The sequence below is a fragment of the Sphaerisporangium siamense genome (genome assembly GCF_014205275.1).
Lineage (GTDB): Bacteria > Actinomycetota > Actinomycetes > Streptosporangiales > Streptosporangiaceae > Sphaerisporangium > Sphaerisporangium siamense.
In genome coordinates this window covers 1159489-1179047 of the sequence record NZ_JACHND010000001.1, presented here as the reverse complement: position 1 = coordinate 1179047, position 19559 = coordinate 1159489, and the positions used below count along the sequence as shown (strand labels likewise).

Sequence of the window (19559 nt, the reverse complement as noted above, 5' to 3'; positions counted from 1 at the left end):
GGGTCACAGGGGCACGGTGTCGAGGGGGATGGGGCGGAACATCTCCGGTTCGTCCTCGGGGGTCAGTGCGGTGGGGCCGAAGATCCAGTCGACGAACGTGTAGTCGTGGACGTCGCGGCCGTGGAGGAGGGCGTTGCGCCGGAGCCTCCGGTCGCCGTCGAGGTGCCACAGGTCGCCCCACGCCCGGGCGGTGGTGACGACCCGGCGGCAGTGCTCGGGCCGCACCGCCTCGTAGGCGGCGAGCACCTTGTCCCAGTCGACGCCCGAGCCGTGCCCGGTCCGCCGGGCGCCCTGGGCGGCGACGTGCTCGCCGAGCACCCAGCCGTCCTCGATCGCCATGATCGCGCCCTGCGCCATGTACTGCAGGGGCGGGTGCGCCGCGTCGCCGAGCAGCGCGATCCTGCCGGTCACCCAGGTCATGATCGGGTCGCGGTCGTACATCCGCCACCACCGGTCGCGCCACATGGACGGCAACCCCTTCTGGACCGGGGCGCAGGTGCCCGCGAACGCCGCGTCCAGCTCGTCCGGGGTGCCCCAGTCCTCCTCGCCGGCCCGTGCCTTCCGCGACTCGAACACGGCGACCTGGTTCAACATTTCGCCGCCCCGCAGCGGATACTGCACGAAATGGCAACGCGGGCCGACGTACACGACGACGTCCTTCTCGTGGACATCGTTGCCGGCCACCTTCTCGAACGGCACGGCGCCGCGGTAGGCGACGTACGCCGAGCTGACCGGCTCGTCGCGGACCAGCAGCTCACGGGCGACCGAGTGCAGCCCGTCCGCGGCGATCACCACCTCCGCCTCGTCGGTTCCCCCGTCGGCGAAGCGGACCCGGGCGCCGCCGGCGACGTTCTCGTACGACGTGCAGCGGGCGTCGGTCAGCAGCTCGACGCCCGCCCGGTCGCAGGCGCGCAGCAGGATGCCGTGCAGGTCGCTGCGATGGATCACCAGGTAGGGGTGGCCGTAACGGCGTTCGACGTCGCGCAGGTCCAGCCGGGTCAGCTCCCCGGCGTCCACCGCGTCCTTCATGACCATGGACTCGGGCAGCACGCCGAGGGCGGTCGCCTCCCCGAGCAGGCCGTAGCGGTCCAGGATGCGGGTGCAGTTCGGCGCGAGCTGGAGGCCGGCGCCGACCTCGCCGAACGCGGACGCCTGCTCGTGCACCCGGACCCGCAGGCCCCGGCGGGCCAGGGCGAGCGCGGCGGAGAGGCCGCCGATGCCGCCGCCGATGACGATCACGTCGGCGCTGGAGGTGCCCATGGGGTCGGTCCTTCCCGTCACAGCCAGGGCGGCAGGACCGGGGGAGGGCCGCCGCCGGGAGAGGTCACGCCGGCCGAGGACCGTCCGGCCAGGTAGGCGGTCACGTCGGCCAGGGTCCCCTCGACGGCGGGCACGTTCCCCCGCTTGGCGCTGACGTCCTCACGCAGCGCCCGCAGGAAGTCCTCGGGCAGGTCGGCGAAGGTGTGCCCGGTCGCGAGGTCCACGGCGTGCACCATGACCTCCCGGGAACGCATCCACGGGGTCTCGCTCGCCGGCACGGTGCGCCCCTGCGCGGTCACCACCTCGGCCCGCCACGCATCCTCCGGCAGTGCCGCCATCGCGGCGGCCAGGCTCGCGGCCGACTCGGTGAACCACCGGGTCAGCTCGCCGGCGCCGAGCAGGGAGCCCCTCTCGATGCCCGCGGCGCGCTCCTCCGGCGAGGCGTACATCGGCGTCTCCTCGCCGGTGCCCGCCCAGTGGACCAGGTTGCCGATCGCCTCGGCGTTCGCCGCCAGGTGCGCCACGACGTGCTTGCGCGTCCAGCCGGGCAGCGCGGACGGGGCGCCGTACTCCCGCTCGGAGAGTCCGGCGATCGCCGACGCGCACAGCCGGGTCCCCGTGTCGACCCAGGCGAGCGTGGTGGCCAGGTCGCGCGCCATCACGCGCCCTCGGGGACGACGCGGTTCGCCAGCCTGCCCAGCGCCTCGATCTCGGTCACGACCAGCTCGCCGCCGTTGAGGAAGACCTGTGGCTTGCGCGCGTGGCCGACGCCGCCGGGCGTGCCGGTCGCGATCACGTCGCCCGGGTTGAGCCGCACCATCGTCGAGACGTAGCGGACCAGGTGGACCGGGTCGAAGAGCAGGTCGCCGGTGTTGTCGGACTGCACCACCCGGCCGTCGACCTCGCAGCGGATGCCGAGCGCCGGCCGGGGACCGGTCTCGTCCGCGGTGACGAGGTAGGGGCCGATCGGGGTCGTGGAGTCCCAGACCTTGCCCTGCAGCCATTCCCGGGTGCGGAACTGCCAGTCGCGGCAGGTGATGTCGTTGAGCACGGTGAACCCGGCGATCGCGGCGATCGCCTGCTCCTCGTCCGCCCGGCGCACCTGGCGGCCGATGACGACGGCCAGCTCGGCCTCCCAGTCGAACTGCTCGGTCTCCGCCGGGCGCACGATGTCGTCGGCGGCGCCGATGAGGCTGTCGGCGAACTTGCAGAATAGGGTCGGGTACTCCGGCAGGTCGCGGCCCATCTCCGTGATGTGGTTGCGGTAGTTCAGGCCGGTGCAGACGACCTTGCCCGGCCGCGGCACCACCGGGGCCAGGTCGGCTCCGGCCAGCGGGCGCCGGGGGCCGTCGGCCGACGCCGCGGCGTCGAGGCCGCCGGGAGCGGCCAGCACCGCGCCGACGTCGGGCATGCCCACCTCGACGAGCTCGTCGCCGTCGACGCGTACGGCCGTGGTGCGGTGGTCGTCCAGGCGGATGGTGGCCAGCTTCATCGGTCGTCCTTCTCGGTGTGGCTGCGGAACAGGTTGAGTTTGGTGAAGATCGGGGCGTCGCCGAACTGGAACAGGTCGAGCGCGCCGGAGTCGGAGTCGGACGCCGACGCCTCCGAGCGGATCGACAGCGGCTGCCAGGACGGGACGACGAAGAGGTCGCCGCGGGTCACCGTCCAGGAGTGGTCCCCTACGGTGACCCGGCCGGACCCGTCGAAGACCTGGTAGACCGACGAGCCGGTCTCCCGGTGCGGCGCGGTCTCGGTGCCCGCCGTGATCCGGTGGAACTGCGCCCGGATCGTCGGGAGCACGTCGCCGGCGGTGGCCGGGTCGGTGTAGCGGACCAGGGCGTGGCCGGGTTCGACGGTGCCGCCGTGACCCTCCCGCTCCAGGGCGAGCTGGTCGTTCAGCGCGGCGTCGGTGTCGGTCCAGCGGTAGCACAGCAGCGGGGTGCCCTTGGGGCGGCCGAGCTGGGAGACCGGCGCCAGGCCGGGGTGTCCCCAGAGCCGCTCCGAGCGGGAACGGTCGGGGGTGGCGTGCTCCTCCGTGGAGAGGGTGTCCCGGCCGAAGTCGAAGAACTGCCCCTCGACGCCGTACTGGAACGGGATGTCGAGCCCGTCGAGCCAGGCCATCGGCGTGCTCGCCGCGTTGTGGTGGGCGTGCCAGTGCATGCCGGGCTGGGGGAGGAAGTCGCCCCGGCGCATCGGCACCGGGTCGCGCTCGACCACCGTCCACACGCCCTCGCCCTCGACGACGAAGCGGAACGCGTTCTGGGTGTGCCGGTGCTCGGGCGCGTCCTCGCCCGGCATCAGGTACTGGATCGCGGCCCACAGGGTCGGCGTCGCGTAGGGCCGGCCGCCCAGGCTCGGGTTGGCGAGGGCGATCGCGCGGCGCTCGCCGCCGCGGCCGACCGGCACCAGGTCCCCGGCGCGGCCGGCGAGTTCGAGGAGCCGGTTCCACTCCCAGCGGTGCGGCTGCGCGCTGGAGCGCGGATGCCCGGGCATCAGGTCGCCGATCTCCGTCCACAACGGGACGAGCAGGGCCTTCTCAAAGCCGCGGTAGAGATCGTCAAGCGCGGGACCGGCGGGAGGCTGGTCGGGCCGGTCCACGGCGGTGATGCTGACCGGCGACGTGACGGCATGCGTATCGGACATGCTCCCGACTATCCGGGACCGGGCCGAATCTGGAACAGAGGATTCTGCACAGCAGAACAATCCGTGTCAGGATCGGTCGTATGGCGAAGTCGATGAAGACCCCACCGGCGTACGCGCCGAGCAGCGTCGACCATGCCCTCAGGCTCGCGCAGATCCTCCAGCTCGACGGGGCGATCACGGTGTCGGCGGCGGCCGAGCGACTCGGCGTCGCGCGCTCCACGGCGCACCGCCTGCTGGCCGCCCTGGTCTACCGCGACTTCGCGGTGCGGGACGAGGACCGCACCTACCGGGTGGGCCCCATCCTCGCGCTCGCCGAGCGGGCCCGCTCCGACGTCGGCGCGCTGCGGGTGGCGGCCCTCGGGCCGATGCGCGCCCTGGTCGACCGGATCGACGAGACGGTCAACCTCAGCATCCGCACCGGCAGGACCGTCCGGTTCATCGCCTCGGTCGAGTGCGCGCGGGCCCTGCGGGTCGACGGCCGCGAGGGCATGGTCTTCCCCGCCCACCAGGCCAGCGGCGGCCTGATCACGCTGGCGGCGCTCTCGGACGAGGAACTCGAAACCCTGTACGCCGGCGACGAGCGACGCGATCTCGGCGAGGAGCCGCCCGACCTGGCGAGGCTCCGCCTGGAGCTGCGGGCGGTGCGCCGCAGCGGCGTCGCGCTCAACCTGGAGCGCACCGAGCGGGGCGTGGTCGCGGTGGGGCGCGCGGTGAAGGACCGCGCCGGCGCCACCGTGGCCGCCCTGTCGATCTCGATGCCCAGCGTCCGCTACACCCCGGATCACCTCACCGCCCTCATCGCCGCCCTCACCACCGCGGTCGACGCCATCGCCCGCACCCTCCGCGGCGCGGACCCGGACGGCGCAGTCGGCCCGGACGGCGCGGACGGTTCGGGTGGCGTGGACGGAGGGGACCCGGCAGACGGCTAGGGCGGGTCAGACGAGGAAGTCCCGCCGGATGAGGGTGGCGGCCAGGGCGGCCGCCGCCGCGCGCACCGCCGTCACGTGCACCTCGGGCCGGAACCGGCCGACCGGGCCGGCCACGCTGATCGCGGCGAGCGGCTCGTCGTCGCGTCCCAGCACGGGCGCGGCGACGCACGCGAGCCCGGCGGTCGATTCCTCCGTCTCGAACGCGACGCCGGTCTCGGTGACGCGCCCGAGCTGGCGGCGCAGGATGCCCGGCGCGACGACGGTGTGCGGCGTGCGGCGTTCGAGCGGCCCGGACAGCACCGCGCGCCGCAGCCCTGCGTCGGCGTGCGCGAGCAGTGCCTTGCCGATCGCGGTGCAGTGCAGCGGCATCCGCCCGCCGGTGCGGGACGGCGCCCTGGCCTGCTGGTGGCCGCCGATCTTGGCGAGGTAGACGACGTCGTGGCCCTCACGCACCCCGAGGTGGACGGTCTCGTGGGTGCGCTCGTACAGGTCCTGGAGGAACGGGATCGCCACCTCCAGCAGGCTGCGCTCCAGCGACGCGAGCATCCCGAGCTCGAAGAGGCCGCCACTGAGCCGGTAGCCGCCGCCGGCGCGTTCGAGCAGGCGGTTGGTGACCAGGTCGCCGGACAGCCGGTGCACGGTCGCCTTGTGGAGGCCGGTGCGCCGCACCAGCTCGGCGAGGCTGACGACACGGTCCTCGGCGCGGAAGGCGCGCAGGATCGTCACCGCCTTGCCCAGCACGGTGTCGAGGTCAGCCGGTCCCGTCACCCTCGCAGCGTATCGCTGAACGAGACGAAGTGCTGGTCGGGGGCCTGGCCCCGGCCACAGAGTGGGGAGGGTGACAGAAAGCACCGGGCTCGCCACCGCGAGCCAGTCCGCCATCGCCGCCGCGGCCGAGCGGCTCGCCGGGGCGTCCGCGTCCGGCGTGCCGTGCGCGCCCGTGCGGGACCTGATCGGCCCGGACGACCTGGCCGCCGCGTACGCGGTGCAGGCCGAGCTCACCGGGCGCCGCCTCGCCGCGGGCGCCGGGATCGTCGGCCGCAAGATCGGCCTGACCTCGGAGGCCGTCCAGCGGCAGCTCGGCGTCGACCGGCCCGACCTCGGCGTCCTCTTCGACGACATGGCGTACGCCGACGGCGACGCGATCCCGGTCGCGCGGGTGCTCCAGCCGCGGGTCGAGGCGGAGATCGCGTTCGTGCTCCGTGCCGATCTGGCCGACGGCCCGCTCGACGCCGCGCAGGTGCGCGACGCGGTCGGGTACGGCGTCGCCGCGCTGGAGGTCTGCGGCAGCCGGATCGCCGGATGGGACATCTCCTTCGGCGACACGGTCGCCGACAACGCGTCCTCAGGCGCCTACGTGCTCGGGCGGGAACGCCGCACCCTCGACGAGTTCGAGCCGGTGGACGTGGTGATGTCGATGCGCGTCGGCGGCGAGGAGGTCTCCACGGGGACCGGCGCCGCCTGCCTCGGCGACCCGATCGAAGCCGTGGTGTGGCTGGCCCGCACGGCCCGTGACCTCGGCCTTCCGCTGCGCGCCGGGCAGGTCGTCCTGTCCGGGGCGCTCGGTCCGATGCGGCCGGTGGCGGCGGGCGACACCGTGACCGCCACGCTGTCCGGGCTCGGCGCCGTGACGGCACGCTTCACCGGAGGGACGGCGTCATGAGCAGGACCAAGGTCGCGATCATCGGATCCGGCAACATCGGCACCGACCTGATGATCAAGGTGCTGCGCGGCGCGCGGCACCTGGAGATGGGGGCCATGGTCGGGATCGATCCCGCGTCGGACGGCCTGGCCCGCGCCGCCCGTCTCGGCGTGCCGACCACGCACGAGGGCGTCGACGGACTGATCGCGCTGCCGGGCTTCGGCGAGATCGGCATCGTCTTCGACGCGACCTCGGCCAAGGCGCACGAGGCGAACGCCGCGAAGCTGATCCCGCTCGGCAGGCGGTTGATCGACCTGACCCCGGCGGCGATCGGGCCCTACGTCGTCCCCGCCGTCAACCTGGACGCGCACCTCGACGCCCCGGACGTCAACATGGTCACCTGCGGCGGCCAGGCCACCATCCCGATCGTCGCCGCGGTCGGCCGCGTGGCGACGGTCGAGTACGCCGAGATCGTCGCGTCGATCGCCTCGAAGTCGGCCGGCCCCGGCACCCGCGCCAACATCGACGAGTTCACCGAGACCACCGCGGCCGCCATCGAGCGGGTCGGCGGGGCGCGCCGCGGCAAGGCGATCATCGTGCTCAACCCCGCCGAACCGCCGCTGATCATGCGGGACACGGTGTTCTGCCTCGTCACGGCGCCGGACCCGGACGTGCGGGAGGAGATCACGCGGTCGGTAGAGAAGATGGTCGCCGACGTCGCCGCCTACGTCCCCGGCTACCGGCTCAAGCAGCAGGTCCAGATCACCGAGATCCCCGCCGGTCAGCCGGTCGGGACGCTGCTCGCCGGCGGAGGTTCGCCGCCCACCCACCAGGTGTCGGTCTTCCTGGAGGTCGAGGGCGCCGCGCACTACCTCCCGGCCTACGCCGGCAACCTCGACATCATGACCTCCGCCGGCCTGCGGGTCGCGGAGCGCATCGCGGCAGGGAAGGCGGGCCTCTGATGGGCATCCCGATCTTCGTCCAGGACGTCACCCTGCGCGACGGCATGCACGCCGTACGCCATCGGGTCGGCCTGGAGGACGTCAAGCGCATCGTCACCGCGCTCGACCAGGCGGGCGTCGACGCGATCGAGGTCGCGCACGGCGACGGCCTCGCCGGAGGGTCGGTCAACTACGGCCCCGGCTCGCACACCGACTGGGAGTGGATCGAGGCCGCGGCCTCGGTGCTGGAGAACGCCCGCCTCACCACGCTGCTGCTGCCCGGCGTCGGCACCGTCCGCGAGCTGCGGCACGCCTACGACCTCGGCGTCCGCTCCGTCCGGGTCGCCACGCACTGCACCGAGGCCGACATCTCCGCCCAGCACATCGCCGCGGCGCGCGAGCTCGGCATGGACGTGTCCGGCTTCCTGATGCTGTCCCACATGGCCCCGCCGGAGGAGCTGGCCCGGCAGGCGCGGCTGATGGAGTCCTACGGCGCGCACTGCGTCTACGTCACCGACTCCGGCGGCCGGCTCACGATGAACGACGTGGCCGCGCGGGTGCGCGCCTACCGCGACGTGCTGGACGCCGGGACCGAGATCGGCATCCACGCCCACGAGAACCTCTCGCTGTCGGTCGCGAACTCGGTCGTGGCGGTCGAGAACGGCGTCCGCCGGGTGGACGCGTCGCTGGCCGGGCACGGCGCGGGCGCGGGCAACTGCCCGCTGGAGGCGTTCATCGCGGTCGCGGACCTCTCGGACTTCGAGCACCGCTGCGACCTGTTCCGGCTCCAGGACGCCGCCGACGACATCGTCCGCCCGCTGCAGGACCGTCCGGTGCGCGTGGACCGGGAGACTCTCACGCTGGGGTACGCCGGCGTGTACTCGTCCTTCCTGCGCCACGCGGAGGCGGCCGCCGCGCGGTACGAGCTGGACGTCCGGGACATCCTCATGGAGTGCGGCCGCCGGCGTCTCGTGGGCGGACAGGAGGACATGATCGTCGACATCGCGCTCACGCTCGTCGCCGCGCGCGAGAAGCGGCCCGCGTGACAGTGTCGAGGCATGGGACCCGTCTCAGCGCCTGGCGAGCAGCGCCGCGCCGAGCGCCACCATGGCGTCGGCGAGCTGGTCCATGAACTCCGCGATCGGCTTGCCGTCCTCCGACTGGAGCGAGACGAACGCGCCGTCGAACCCGGCCATGCCGAAGTGCCCGAGGGCGTCGGCGACCGCGTTCGCGGCGTCCTCGCCCTCGCTCATGAACGACGAGCGGATCATGTGCCGCATGTAGTCGCGTCCCTCGTCCCGGACGGCGCTCACGGTCCGCTGCGCCTCCGGGGCCTCGGCCGCCTCGTGACTCATCACCAGCACGAGCAGCAGGCGCAGGAACTCCTCGCGGTGCACGAAGACCTCGCCCGTCTTGCGCAGGTACCAGCCGAGACGCTCGCGCGGGGCGCCCTGCTCCGGCGGGTTCCTGTGGGCCTCGCGCATGGCGTCGAAGAAGCCCCGCGCCCCCTGCGCCATGACGGCCGAGAGCAGCCCCGCCTTGGACTCGAAGTGGTGGTAGAAGGCGCTCTTCGGCAGGCCCGTCTCCTTGACGAGCGTCGAGATCGACGTGCCGGCGTAGCCGCGGACGGACATCACCCGCGCCGCCGCGTCGAGGATCTCCTGCCGTGACCGGCGGCCGCGGCGGTTCCCGGTGTGCGCCTCCTGCGCGGGCTTCTCCACGCGCCGAAGTCTAGGGACCCGGCGGGGGTGGCCCGTCTCCCCGGCCGGGCCGTACCGCCGCGGGTGGGGCGGATGACCTCTTGACATGTCGCCGCGGCACGTTGTTAGCTCCTCACACTTGTACCGAACGTTCGGTCCAAAAGTGCCGTGGGTCACCTGCGGCCGAGACCACGGAGTCACCGCTATGACCGAGAGCCACGACGCGGACGTCGCGATCGTCGGGTACGGCCCGACCGGAGTGATCGCCGCGCTCACCCTCGCCAAGTACGGCGTGTCCGCCGTCGCCCTTGAGCGCGACGAGGACATCTACCCCCGGGCCCGGGCCGTGACCGTCAACGACTGGACGATGCGGATCTTCCAGGACCTCGGCGTGGACGAGCGGATCGAGAAGAAGATCGACCCCCAGCGGGCCCTGCGCTGGGTCACCTACGACGGCACGGAGATCATGCGGGTCGAGCACCCGCCCTCGACGCTGGGCCGCAGGCCGCGCTTCTACAACATCTACCAGCCGACGATGGAGGTCGAGCTGCGCGCCGCCGCGCGGGACCACGGCGACCGCGTCGCCGTCCACTACGGCGCCGAGGTCACGGGCGTCGACCAGGACGCCGACGGCGTCACCGTCGCCTGGACGCATACCGCGACCGGCGAGCGCCGCACCGTCCGCGCCCGGTACGCGATCGGCGCCGACGGCGGCAGCAGCACCGTCCGCGGCCAGGTGGGCTGCCGGCTGCTGGGCGACACGGGCGACGTCACCTGGGTGGTCATCGACTGCCGCGTCAAGCGGTGGTGGCCCGACCGCGACTTCCTGACCTTCTGGTCCGACAAGGAGCGCCCGGTCGTCGACATCGCGCTCTCCGCGGGCAACCACCGGTGGGAGATTCCCCTCAAACCCGACGAGTCCCCGGCGGACTACCCGACCAGCGCCGAGGTGTGGCCGCTGCTCAAGGCGCTCGGCGTCACCGAGAAGGACGTCGAGATCCACCAGCACGCCTTCTACAAGCACCACACCCGGATGGCCGACACCTGGCGCCGGGGCCGGGTGTTCCTCGCCGGCGACGCGGCCCATCTGATGCCGCCGTGGGCGGGCGCCGGGATGCAGACCGGGATGCGCGACGCCCACGACCTGGGCTGGAAACTCGCCCGCGTGATCAAGGGCGAGCTGCCCGAGAGCTGGCTGGACACCTACGAGGCCGAGCGGCGTCCGAACGCCGCCTTCTACACCGCGCTCGCCACCCAGCTCGGGCGGGTCATCAAGCAGGAACTGTCCGAGGAGGAGCAGGCCGCGATGAACGCGGTGCCCGAGGACACCGTGACCCCCTTCGAGCCGCCGCTCACCGCCCCGCCGGTGCTCGCGGGCGGGTGGATCAGGGGTCCGCTCGGCGACGCCAGCATCGTCGGCCGGATGATCCCGCAGCCGATCGCCGGGGACGCGATCGGCAGGATGGCGCGCCTGGACGACCTCCTCGGCGACGGCTTCGTGCTGCTCGGCGACGACGTCGACCCCGCGACGCTGCTGACGGCGGAGGAGAAGGCGGACTGGGACGCGCTCGGCGCCCGCTACGTCGCGGTGCGGCCGAAGACGGCGTACACCCAGGGCCCCGGCGAGCTGATCGACCTGGACGAGGTCCTCCTGCCCTGGCTGCGCAGGTACGGCGCCCGCGCCGTGGCGCTGCGTCCCGACAGGTTCGTCGCCGCGGCCGACATCAGCGGCCTCGCCGTGCCCGCCTGAGAGCGGTCGCGCCGGACCCGACCCGAGAACACCGAAGAAGGAGGAGAAGACCGATGTCCGGAGTCAAAGAGCTCGGCTACGTCGTCTACGAGGTGAGCGACCTCGCCGCATGGGAGCGCTTCGCCGTCGACCTGCTGGGCATGCAGATCGGAGCGAGGACCGGCGACGGATTCACGCTGCGCACCGACGAGAAGGCGCACCGCTGGATCGTCACCGGCGGCCCGGCCGACGACCTGGCGGCCACCGGCTACGAGGTCTCGGACGCCGCCGCGCTCGACGCGCTGGCCGAGAAGCTGCGCGGGGCCGGGATCGAGGTCACCGAAGGCGACGCCGCCCTCGCCGCCGCACGCCAGGTGGAGCGGATCTTCGTCACCACGGACCCGATGGGCAACCGGATCGAGCTGGTCACCGGCCTGGCCGACGCCGCCACGCCGTTCGCGTCCGCGAAGCTGCTCGGCGGCTTCGTGACCGGCGCGGGCGGCGCGGGTCACCAGGTCCTCCTCGCGCAGGGCGTCTCCCGGGAGACCTACCTCGGCTTCTACGTCGGCCTGCTCGGCTTCAAGATCAGCGACACCATCGTCGAGGAACTGGCCCCGGGCGTGGTCGCCGACCTGATCTTCCTGCACTGCAACGGCCGCCACCACACCGTCGCCTTCGGCGACCTGCCGTCGCCGAAGAAGACCCATCACTTCATGGTCGAGGTGACCGACATCCGCGACGTCGGCACGGCCTACGACCGGTGTATGGACGCACGACAGCCGTTCGAGATGACCCTCGGCATGCACCCGAACGACCACATGTTCAGCTTCTACGTCTTCACCCCCTCCGGCTTCAGCGTCGAGTACGGCTGGGGCGGGCTGATCATCGACGACGCGACGTGGGAGGTGAGGACGCTCGACAAGCTGCACAGCTGGGGCCACCGCCCCCCGGGCGCCGTCGCCGAGCTGCTCGCCGCCGCGCCGGACGGAGCGTCCCGCTGATGGCCCTCGACCCCCGCGACCTCGCGCGCACCGTCCACACCGGCGACTGGACGCTCCGCTCCTACGAAGCGGGCTCCGGCCACCCCGTCGTCCTGCTGCACGGCAGCGGGCCCGGCGCCACCGGGTGGAGCAACTTCGCCGGCAACATCGAGGCGCTGGCCCGGCACTTCCACGTGTACGCCGTCGACATGCCCGGCTGGGGCGAGTCGGACCCGGCGACCGTCGACCAGCTCGACCACGTGGCGGCCGCGATCGGGTTCCTGGACGCCCTCGGCATCGAGAAGGCGGCGTTCGTCGGCAACTCGATGGGCGGCCAGACCGCGCTGCGGCTGGCCACCGAGCATCCCGGCCGGATCTCGCACCTGGTCACCATGGGGCCGCCCGTCGGCCGGATGCCCACGCTCTTCGGCGCGGGCGACGGCCCGTCCGAGGGCCTCAAGGTGCTGATCGAGGCCTACCGCGACGCGAGCCCGGAGAACATGCGCCGGCTCGTCGAGATCATGGTGTACGACAAGGCCCGCTTCGCCACTCCCGAGCTGTGCCAGGCACGTTCGGACGCCGCACTCGCCCGCCCCGAACACCTGCGCAACTACGTGGCCGGCCTCCCGAAGGGGGCTCCGCTCCCTACGTGGGTGAAGCCGGAGCTGCTGCCGTCCATCCAGGTGCCGACCCTGCTCATCCACGGCCGCGACGACCGCGTCGTCCCCTTCGAGACCTCGCTGTACCTGCTGGCGAACATCCCCGACAGCCGCCTGGTCCTGCTCAACCGCTGCGGCCACTGGGCGATGATCGAACACGCCGACGAGTTCAACCGCCTGGTCACCGACTTCATCGCCAACACCTGACCGGCGCACCGGGACCGGTCCGCCGCGCCAGGGACGATGGCCTCGGCTCAGATGCCGAGCAGGCGGCCGATGTCCCGGGACTCGGCCTCGGCGTGGACGCGGGCGGCCACGGCGACGTCAAGGATCGCCATGCCGAAGGGGTTGCTGACGACGATGTCGGACTCGCGGCGCCTGCCGGGGTGGCGGCCGGTCACGATGTCCGCCAGGGACGCGTCCACCTTCCGGGCGCGTGGCCGCGGGGGCGCGCCGGGCCAGGGTTCGCCGTGCGGGCCGAGGAGGCTTCCCGCGCGGTGCATGCGGCCGAGCAGGCGCCGTGGGTCGTCGCGTACCAGGCTCCAGTCGTCGACCACGAGCAGGTCGGCGGTCAGCACGGCCTCCTCGGTGAGGTCGTCGAGGGAGACGTGCGCGACCAGTGCGCCTGGTTCGAGCCAGCCGGGCGGAATGTACCCCTCGGTGACGGTGGTGACGGGGACGACGAGATCGGCGCCGGCCACGCACGCGCGGGCGCTCTCGGCCGCCTTCGCCGCGACGTGCGCGCCGCGCGGCAGACCGGCGACGAACCCCAGCAGGCTCCGCGCGCGGTCCGGGGCGATGTCGTACACGCGGATCTCTTCGAGCGTGGGCACGGTGTCGAGCAGCAGCGCCGCGTGGGCGCGCGCCAGCGTGCCGCAGCCGATGAGCGCGAGGGACCGCGGGGACGCGACGGCGAGGTGCCGCGCCGCGAGGGCTGTGACCGCCGCAGTGCGCATCGCGCTGACGTAGGCGGCCTCCATGAGGGCGAGCGGGCGGGCGGTGTCCGGATCGAGGAGCAGGGTGAAGCCCTGGGAACGGGGAATGCCCCGGTCCGGGTTGGCGAGGCTCGCGTTGATCGTTTTCAGGCCGATCACCGGCCGCGGCCCTCCGGTCAGCGCGCCCGGCATCGCCAGGCAGCGGGCCGCGGCGCCGCCGGGGGTCGTCCATCCCAGGTACGCCTCTTCGGGAAGGACCGTCCGGCCCTGCCCGTGCAGGACCAGCGCCTCGGCCACCGCGCCGACGACGTCCACACCGCGGGCCGCTTCGACGACGTCCGCGCGGGTCAGATAGCGGAACTCGTGACCGGGATGGGGCTCGAAGTCCACGGGACGAAACCTCCTGAGTATGACCGGGAGGTTGATGTCCACGGGATGAGACCTCCTGAGTGTGACCGGGAGGTTGATGTCCACGGGACGGGACCTCCAAGGTGTGACCGGGAGCGCCGCACGCGCACGCGTGGACGCCCGCCGTCCGTCATGGCGGCCGCCACGCGAAGGCGAGCCCGTCCGCGCGCAGCCGTCCTATCGCGCGGCCGAGGGCGTCGTCGATGCCCTGCTCTTCGAGCCAGCCGTCGGAGTAGATGGTGTCGAGATACTTGGCGCCGCCGTCTGCGGCCAGGCAGACGGGAAACGTCCCCGCCGCGCCCGCGGTGACGTCGTCCAGCAGCGCGCGCACGACGCACCCGGTGGAGCCGCCGGCCATCATGCCGAGGTCGTCGCGCAGGATCCGGCAGAGGGCGATGGCCTCGACGTCGTCCACGTGGGCCGCGCGGTCGTACTCGGTCCCGCGCAGGAACGCGGACCGGCGGCTCGCGCCTATGCCGGGGATGAGCCGCCGCCCGGCGGTGCCGCCGAGCGCCACCGAACCGGTGACGTCGACGGCGACGCACCTGACGGCGGGCCGGTGCTCGCGCACGAAGGCGGCGATGCCCGCGCATGTTCCCCCCGTCGAGACCGGGGCGTACACGGCGCTCAGCGCGGCCCCCGCCTGGGCGGCGATCTCCGGCCCGGTGCTGTGCTGGTGCACATGAGGGCTCGCCGGGTTCTCGTACTGGTTGGGCCACCGGTACTCCGGATGCTCCGCGCGGATCCGGCGGACCACATCGAGCCTGCGCAGCAGGTAGCCGCCCTCCCCGTCGGCCTCGTCCACCACGACGAGCCGGGCGCCCTGGTCGCGCAGCGCCCGCCGGGTGGCGCGCGGCGTCTTCAGGTCCACGACGGCCAGGAAGTGGCAGCCGATGGCGGACAGGACGTGCGCCATGGCCAGGGCCAGGTTCCCCGAGGTCGATTCGACGACCACGGTGCCCGGTTCGAGCGGGCGTTCGCGGTGCAGTGCGCGCAACAGCGCCACCGCGGTGCGGGCCTTGACCGACCCCGTGGTCCCGTGCTCTTCGAGCTTGAGCCCGAAGTGGCAGGTCCGGCCCCGTATCGACAGCGCCGCGTGGCGCAACGGGGTGCGGCGTAATGTGCGCTCGAAGACATGGTCGACCCGCGACATGCCAAGCCCTCGTTTCCGGCGCTTGAGCGACCGCCCTTCATGCGAACACGGACGTCATCCGCTGTCAATGCGCGCGAGGGTCCGGCGAGGTGGAGTGGGTCAGGGCTCGCGGGCCCGCCGGTCGGGACGGCGGGAGAGCGGCTCGCGGCCGGCGGGCTGGTGGACGCGCGGAACCGCGGCCGGCGCCGGCGGATTGGGCAGGGTGACGGGCTCACCCTTCAGCGAGAACCGTTCGCGGTGGTGGGTCAGCGCGACCGGCGGGCCGTCCAGCAGCCGGTAGGTGGTGGCCTTCTCCGTGACGTTCACCTGGAGCAGGCTGCCGCGGCGCCGGAGCCGGAAGACGAGCCGGGTGATGTCCCGCGGCAGCCGCGGGGCGAAGCACAGGTCGCCGCGGGCCGCGCGCAGGCCGCCGAATCCCGCGACCAGGGCGATCCACACCCCGGCCAGCGAGGCCATGTGCAGCCCGTCGAGGGTGTTCCTCTCCAGGTTGTCCAGGTCCATCAGCGCCGCCTCGCCGAGGTAGCGGTAGGCGAGTTCGAGCTGTCCCACCTCGGCGGCGATGACCGCCTGCGTGCAGGCGGACAGGGACGAGTCCCGGACGGTCAGCGCCTCGTAGTACGCGAAGTTGCGGGCCTTCTGCTCGGGTGTGAAGGCGTCGCCGCGCAGGTGCATGGCCAGGACGAGATCGGCCTGTTTGACCACCTGCTGGCGGTAGAGGTTGAAGTACGGGAAATGGAGGAACAGCGGATACCGCTCCGGCGTGGTGGCGGCGAAGTCCCACACGTCGTGCTGGGTGAACCCCTCGCTCTGGGCGTGGACGCCCAGCCGCTCGTCATAGGGGACGGACATCGCGGCCGCCGCGTCACACCACCGCCTGATCTCCTCTTCCGTGACGCCGAGCCGTGCGGCCAGGTCGGGATGGCGGCCCGCGGCCGCCGCCGCCTCGCGCAGGTTCAGCTGCGCCATCAGGTTGGTGTACACGTTGTTGTCGGCGACGGCGCTGTACTCGTCCGGGCCGGTCACGCCGTCGATGCGGTACCTCCCCTCGGCGGTGTGGTGGCCGAGGGCGCGCCACAGCCGGGCCGTCTCGACCAGCAGCGGCAGGCCCGTGTCCCGCTCGAACGCCGCGTCCCCGGTGACGTCGGCGTACTGCGTGACCGCGTGGGCGACGGCGGCGTTGATGTGGAACGCCGCGGTCCCGGCCGGCCAGTACCCGGAGCACTCCTGGCCGTTGATCGTCCGCCACGGGAAGGTGGCCCCGGCCAGGCCGAGTTGCGCGGCACGCTGCTTCGCCGGGGGCAGAGTGGACTTCCGCCACTCCAGCGCCGCCGCGACGGCCCGCGGGTAGGTGTAGGTGAGCACCGGCAGCACGTAGGCCTCGGTGTCCCAGAACGCGTGCCCGTCGTACCCGGCCCCGGTCAGCCCCTTGGCGGGGATGGGGGCGTCCTGCACGCGCGCGGCCGACTGGAGCAGGTGGAACATCGCGAAGCGCACGGCCTGCTGCACCTCGGCGTCTCCCTCGACCTCCACGTCGGCGCCGTGCCAGAAGTCGTCGAGGAACCGGCGCTGCCGCGTGCGCAGCCCCTCCCAGCCCACCAGGCGCGCGGCGGCCAGCGCCGCGACGACCTGGTCGTGCAGCGCGGACCGCGACCGTTCGGGCGACCAGCCGTAGGACAGGTACTTGACCAGCCGCAGCCGCCGGCCGGGGGTGAGGAGCGTGGCGATCGTCACCCGGTTGACGTCGCCCGTGCCCGCCGCGTCGACGCGCATGTCCTCAGGTCCGTCGATCTCGTGCCACATCGCGGCGGCCACCGGCAGCCCACTGGCCCGCGTGTGGTGGACCATGACCGCCACGCCGTCCTTCGCCGGGAGGTTCTCCCCGAGGACCAGCGGCGACTCCAGACGGGTGGCCGCCCGCGGGTCCCCGGCCGCGCACCCCAGGGTCTCGTTGGCGACCAGCTCCGACTGCACGACCACGTGCCGCGGCTCGCCGACGGCCTCCACCTCGTACAGGATGGCGGCCACCGCGCGCTGGGCGAAGGACACCAGCCGCGTGCTGCTCAGCCGCACCTGGCCGCCGGTCGGCGAACTCCAGCGGAGCCTGCGGGACAGCGTGCCCGCGCGCAGGTCCAGGACGCGTTCGTGCTCGTGGAGGGTGCCGTCGCGCACGTCGAACGGCTCGTCGTCGACCAGCAGCCTGATCAGCTTGCCGTTGGTGACGTTCACCACCGTCTGCCCGGACTCCGGATACCCGTAGCCCGCCTCGGCGTAGGGGAGCGGTCTCAGCTCGTAGAACCCGTCGAGGTAGGTGCCCGGCTCGCCGTGCGGCTCGCCCTCCTCCAGGTTGCCGCGCAGGCCGATGTGCCCGTTGGACAGCGCGAACAGCGATTCGCTCTGGGCCAGCACGTCCAGGTCCAGCCGGCTCTCCCGCACGGCCCAGGGCTCGACGGGGAACGCCGGGTGCCTGATCATCGTGCCGCCTCCCCTTCCGGCCGGTCGAGCAGGTCCGCGAGATCGCTCACGACGATGTCGGCGCCGTGCGCGCGCAGGGCGTCCGCCTGGTGGGCGCGGTCGACGCCGACGACGCAGCCGAAGCCGCCGGCCCGGCCGGCCGCGACGCCGGCGAGCGCGTCCTCGAAGACCGCCGCGTCGGGGGGACGCACACCGAGGGCCTCGGCTCCGGCCAGGTAGGAGTCCGGCTCCGGCTTTCCCCGCAGGTGCCGTTCGGCGATCACCGTGCCGTCGATCCTGGCGTGCACGAAATCGGTCAGTCCCGCCGCCTCCAGGACGGCCGGCGCGTTGCGCGACGAGGTGACCACGCCGATGGCCAGGCCGGCGTCCCGCACGGCCCGCAGGTATGTCAGCGAGCCGGGATACGCCGCGATGCCATGTTGCTTGATCAGGGACAACAGCAGTTCGTTCTTCCGGGTGCCCACCCCGTTGACCGTGTCGGCGTCCGGCGGGTCGTCCGGGTGTCCCTCCGGAAGGCGGATGCCCCGGGAGGCGAGGAAGTCGCGCACTCCGTCGGCGCGCGGCCGCCCGTCCACGTGCCGGTCGTAGTCCTCCTCCGTGAACGGCGAGAATCCGGGCCCTTCGCGCTCGCGCAGGAACGCGTCGAAGGTCTGCTTCCAGGCCGCCTTGTGCAGCTTCACAGTGCTGGTGAGCACGCCGTCCATGTCGAAGAGGCAGGCCGTGATCCGGGCCGGGAGGCCGAGGGCGGTCCGGGACATGGCTTCCTCCTGGGATGGGCCGGGGCGGGATCAGCCCGCGGCGAAGTGGGCGTCGGAGCCCTTTTCCTGCTCCTCGTCCGTCATGCGCATGCGGAACAGCCTGTCGACGACCGTCCCGATGAGGTAGGTCATGAGAAAGCTGTAGAGCCCGACGGCCCCGACCGCGGCGGCCTGTTTGCCGAGCACCGCCACCGAGCCGCCGTGGAACAGGCCGGGACTTCCACGCAGCTCGCCGGTGGCGAAGAAGCCCAGTGCCAGGACCCCGACGATTCCGCCCACCCCGTGCAGCCCGGTGACGTCCAGCGTGTCGTCGTAGCCGAGGACGAGCTTCATCTCCACGGCGTAGGTGCAGACGATGGCGGCGATCACCCCGATGAAGAACGCGCCGGTGACGTTGACGAACGCGCACGACGGGGTGATGGCCACGAGGCCGGCCAGCGCCCCGCTGGAGGAGCCGAGCCGGGTCAGCCGCTTGAAGCGGATCCACTCCAGCAGGCGCCAGGTCAGCAGCGCGGCGCAGCCCGCGATCATCGTGCTGACGAACGCGCGCGAGGCCAGGGCGCCGTCGGTCAGCGCCGAGCCGGCGTTGAACCCGAACCAGCCGAACCACAGCAGGCCCAGCCCCAGCAGGACGTACGGGATGTTGTCCGGGCGCGGCCCCTCCCGGCGCCGGAAGGCGACGCCGCGGCCGAGCACCAGCGCCAGCGCCAGCCCCGCGATCCCGGAGTTCAGCTCGACGACCAGGCCGCCCGCGAAGTCCATCACCTTCCACTTGTTGATCCAGCCGGTGGGCGAGAACACCCAGTGGGCGATCGGGGTGTACACGAAGGTGACCCAGAGGACGACGAAGGCGATCCACGGGCCGAAGCGCGCGCGTCCCGCTATCGAGCCGCTGATGAGCGCGACGGTGATGATGGAGAAGGTCGCCTGGAACGCGGCGAAGATGTAGGCGGCGATGCGGCCGTAGCCCTGTCCGGGACTGATGCCGCTGAACAGGAAGTTGCTCCACCCGATGAGGCCGGCGCCGCCGAGATCCCTGCCGAAGGCGAGCCCGTAGCCGTAGGCGAACCAGACGATGGTCACCAGGCTGATGCAGATGTAGCTCATGTAGAGCATGGTCAGGAGGTTCCTGGAGCGGACCATGCCCCCGTAGAAGAAGGCGAGGCCGGGGGTCATCAGGAGCACCATCGCGGTGCTGACCAGCATCCAGGCGGAGTCGCCGGTGTTCAGACCGCTCTGCATTCGTTCCCCCTCGCCACCGGCCGCGCCCGTCCCGGCCGCGTGGTGAAGCCCCCGCTGCTTGCGTTGCCGAGGCGGCCGTCACGCAAACGCGGCGCTCACTTACTTTGC

18 protein-coding genes are annotated in these 19559 nt (G+C 72.8%); 7 read left to right on the top strand and 11 right to left on the bottom strand.

The features are described from left to right. Positions 1 to 3 precede the first annotated feature (3 nt). Genes BJ982_RS05475 through BJ982_RS05460 form a run of 4 tightly spaced genes read right to left on the bottom strand, consistent with a single transcriptional unit; the run spans position 4 to position 3903 of the window. On the bottom strand, positions 4 to 1260 hold the full coding sequence (locus BJ982_RS05475; RefSeq protein ID WP_184877164.1) for an FAD-dependent oxidoreductase: 1257 nt from the start codon (positions 1258 to 1260) through the stop codon (positions 4 to 6). 17 nt (positions 1261 to 1277) lie between these two features. Beyond that, a complete protein-coding gene (locus tag BJ982_RS05470; protein ID WP_184877163.1) occupies positions 1278 to 1919 on the bottom strand; it encodes a maleylpyruvate isomerase family mycothiol-dependent enzyme in 642 nt (213 codons plus the stop codon). Beyond that, entirely contained in the window at positions 1919 to 2752 is an 834-nt protein-coding gene (locus tag BJ982_RS05465; RefSeq protein ID WP_184877162.1) for a fumarylacetoacetate hydrolase family protein, read from the bottom strand. The genes BJ982_RS05470 and BJ982_RS05465 overlap by 1 nt, the downstream gene beginning before the upstream one ends. Then, a complete protein-coding gene (locus tag BJ982_RS05460) occupies positions 2749 to 3903 on the bottom strand; it encodes a cupin domain-containing protein (protein ID WP_184877161.1) in 1155 nt (384 codons plus the stop codon). The genes BJ982_RS05465 and BJ982_RS05460 overlap by 4 nt, the downstream gene beginning before the upstream one ends. An 80-nt stretch (positions 3904 to 3983) precedes the next feature. Here BJ982_RS05460 and BJ982_RS05455 point away from each other — a divergent pair, with 80 nt between their 5' ends. Continuing rightward, positions 3984 to 4832, top strand: a complete 849-nt coding sequence (locus tag BJ982_RS05455; protein WP_184877160.1) for an IclR family transcriptional regulator — start codon at positions 3984 to 3986, stop codon at positions 4830 to 4832. Between the two features lie 6 nt (positions 4833 to 4838). Here BJ982_RS05455 and BJ982_RS05450 read toward each other — a convergent pair whose 3' ends face one another. Beyond that, positions 4839 to 5600, bottom strand: coding sequence for an IclR family transcriptional regulator (locus tag BJ982_RS05450; RefSeq protein WP_184877159.1), 762 nt, complete (start codon positions 5598 to 5600; stop codon positions 4839 to 4841). 70 nt (positions 5601 to 5670) lie between these two features. Here BJ982_RS05450 and BJ982_RS05445 point away from each other — a divergent pair, with 70 nt between their 5' ends. From BJ982_RS05445 to dmpG, 3 genes are read left to right on the top strand one after another with little or no spacing between them, the layout of a single operon-like run. Beyond that, positions 5671 to 6495, top strand: coding sequence for a 2-keto-4-pentenoate hydratase (locus BJ982_RS05445; protein ID WP_184877158.1), 825 nt, complete (start codon positions 5671 to 5673; stop codon positions 6493 to 6495). Then, positions 6492 to 7436 (top strand): acetaldehyde dehydrogenase (acetylating), encoded by a 945-nt coding sequence (locus BJ982_RS05440; RefSeq protein ID WP_184877156.1) that lies wholly within the window; start codon positions 6492 to 6494, stop codon positions 7434 to 7436. The genes BJ982_RS05445 and BJ982_RS05440 overlap by 4 nt, the downstream gene beginning before the upstream one ends. Beyond that, on the top strand, positions 7436 to 8461 hold the full coding sequence (dmpG, locus tag BJ982_RS05435; RefSeq protein WP_184877154.1) for a 4-hydroxy-2-oxovalerate aldolase: 1026 nt from the start codon (positions 7436 to 7438) through the stop codon (positions 8459 to 8461). Before BJ982_RS05440 ends, dmpG begins: the two co-directional genes overlap by 1 nt. A 24-nt stretch (positions 8462 to 8485) precedes the next feature. Here dmpG and BJ982_RS05430 read toward each other — a convergent pair whose 3' ends face one another. Next, the gene (locus BJ982_RS05430; protein WP_203959284.1) at positions 8486 to 9136 is read right to left on the bottom strand and encodes a TetR/AcrR family transcriptional regulator; all 651 of its coding nucleotides are present in this window, start codon (positions 9134 to 9136) and stop codon (positions 8486 to 8488) included. A gap of 184 nt (positions 9137 to 9320) precedes the next feature. Between BJ982_RS05430 and BJ982_RS05425 the strand changes: the two genes are divergently transcribed. Genes BJ982_RS05425 through BJ982_RS05415 form a run of 3 tightly spaced genes read left to right on the top strand, consistent with a single transcriptional unit; the run spans position 9321 to position 12690 of the window. Continuing rightward, positions 9321 to 10865, top strand: coding sequence for a bifunctional 3-(3-hydroxy-phenyl)propionate/3-hydroxycinnamic acid hydroxylase (locus BJ982_RS05425; protein ID WP_184877150.1), 1545 nt, complete (start codon positions 9321 to 9323; stop codon positions 10863 to 10865). A 53-nt stretch (positions 10866 to 10918) separates the two neighbouring features. Beyond that, on the top strand, positions 10919 to 11845 hold the full coding sequence (locus tag BJ982_RS05420) for a VOC family protein (protein ID WP_184877149.1): 927 nt from the start codon (positions 10919 to 10921) through the stop codon (positions 11843 to 11845). Next, positions 11845 to 12690 (top strand): alpha/beta fold hydrolase, encoded by an 846-nt coding sequence (locus tag BJ982_RS05415; protein ID WP_184877147.1) that lies wholly within the window; start codon positions 11845 to 11847, stop codon positions 12688 to 12690. The genes BJ982_RS05420 and BJ982_RS05415 overlap by 1 nt, the downstream gene beginning before the upstream one ends. A 47-nt stretch (positions 12691 to 12737) precedes the next feature. Here BJ982_RS05415 and BJ982_RS05410 read toward each other — a convergent pair whose 3' ends face one another. The 5 genes from BJ982_RS05410 to BJ982_RS05390 all read right to left on the bottom strand — a co-directional run bounded on the left by BJ982_RS05410 (position 12738) and on the right by BJ982_RS05390 (position 19451). Further along, positions 12738 to 13808, bottom strand: a complete 1071-nt coding sequence (locus BJ982_RS05410) for an ornithine cyclodeaminase family protein (RefSeq protein ID WP_239123287.1) — start codon at positions 13806 to 13808, stop codon at positions 12738 to 12740. 148 nt (positions 13809 to 13956) lie between these two features. Next, positions 13957 to 14979 (bottom strand): pyridoxal-phosphate dependent enzyme, encoded by a 1023-nt coding sequence (locus BJ982_RS05405; RefSeq protein ID WP_184877145.1) that lies wholly within the window; start codon positions 14977 to 14979, stop codon positions 13957 to 13959. A 99-nt stretch (positions 14980 to 15078) separates the two neighbouring features. Next, entirely contained in the window at positions 15079 to 17451 is a 2373-nt protein-coding gene (locus tag BJ982_RS05400) for a glycoside hydrolase family 65 protein (RefSeq protein ID WP_184877143.1), read from the bottom strand. Continuing rightward, positions 17448 to 18209 (bottom strand): beta-phosphoglucomutase family hydrolase, encoded by a 762-nt coding sequence (locus BJ982_RS05395; protein ID WP_184877141.1) that lies wholly within the window; start codon positions 18207 to 18209, stop codon positions 17448 to 17450. The genes BJ982_RS05400 and BJ982_RS05395 overlap by 4 nt, the downstream gene beginning before the upstream one ends. 30 nt (positions 18210 to 18239) lie before the next feature. Then, a complete protein-coding gene (locus tag BJ982_RS05390; RefSeq protein ID WP_184877139.1) occupies positions 18240 to 19451 on the bottom strand; it encodes an ammonium transporter in 1212 nt (403 codons plus the stop codon). Positions 19452 to 19559 lie beyond the last annotated feature (108 nt).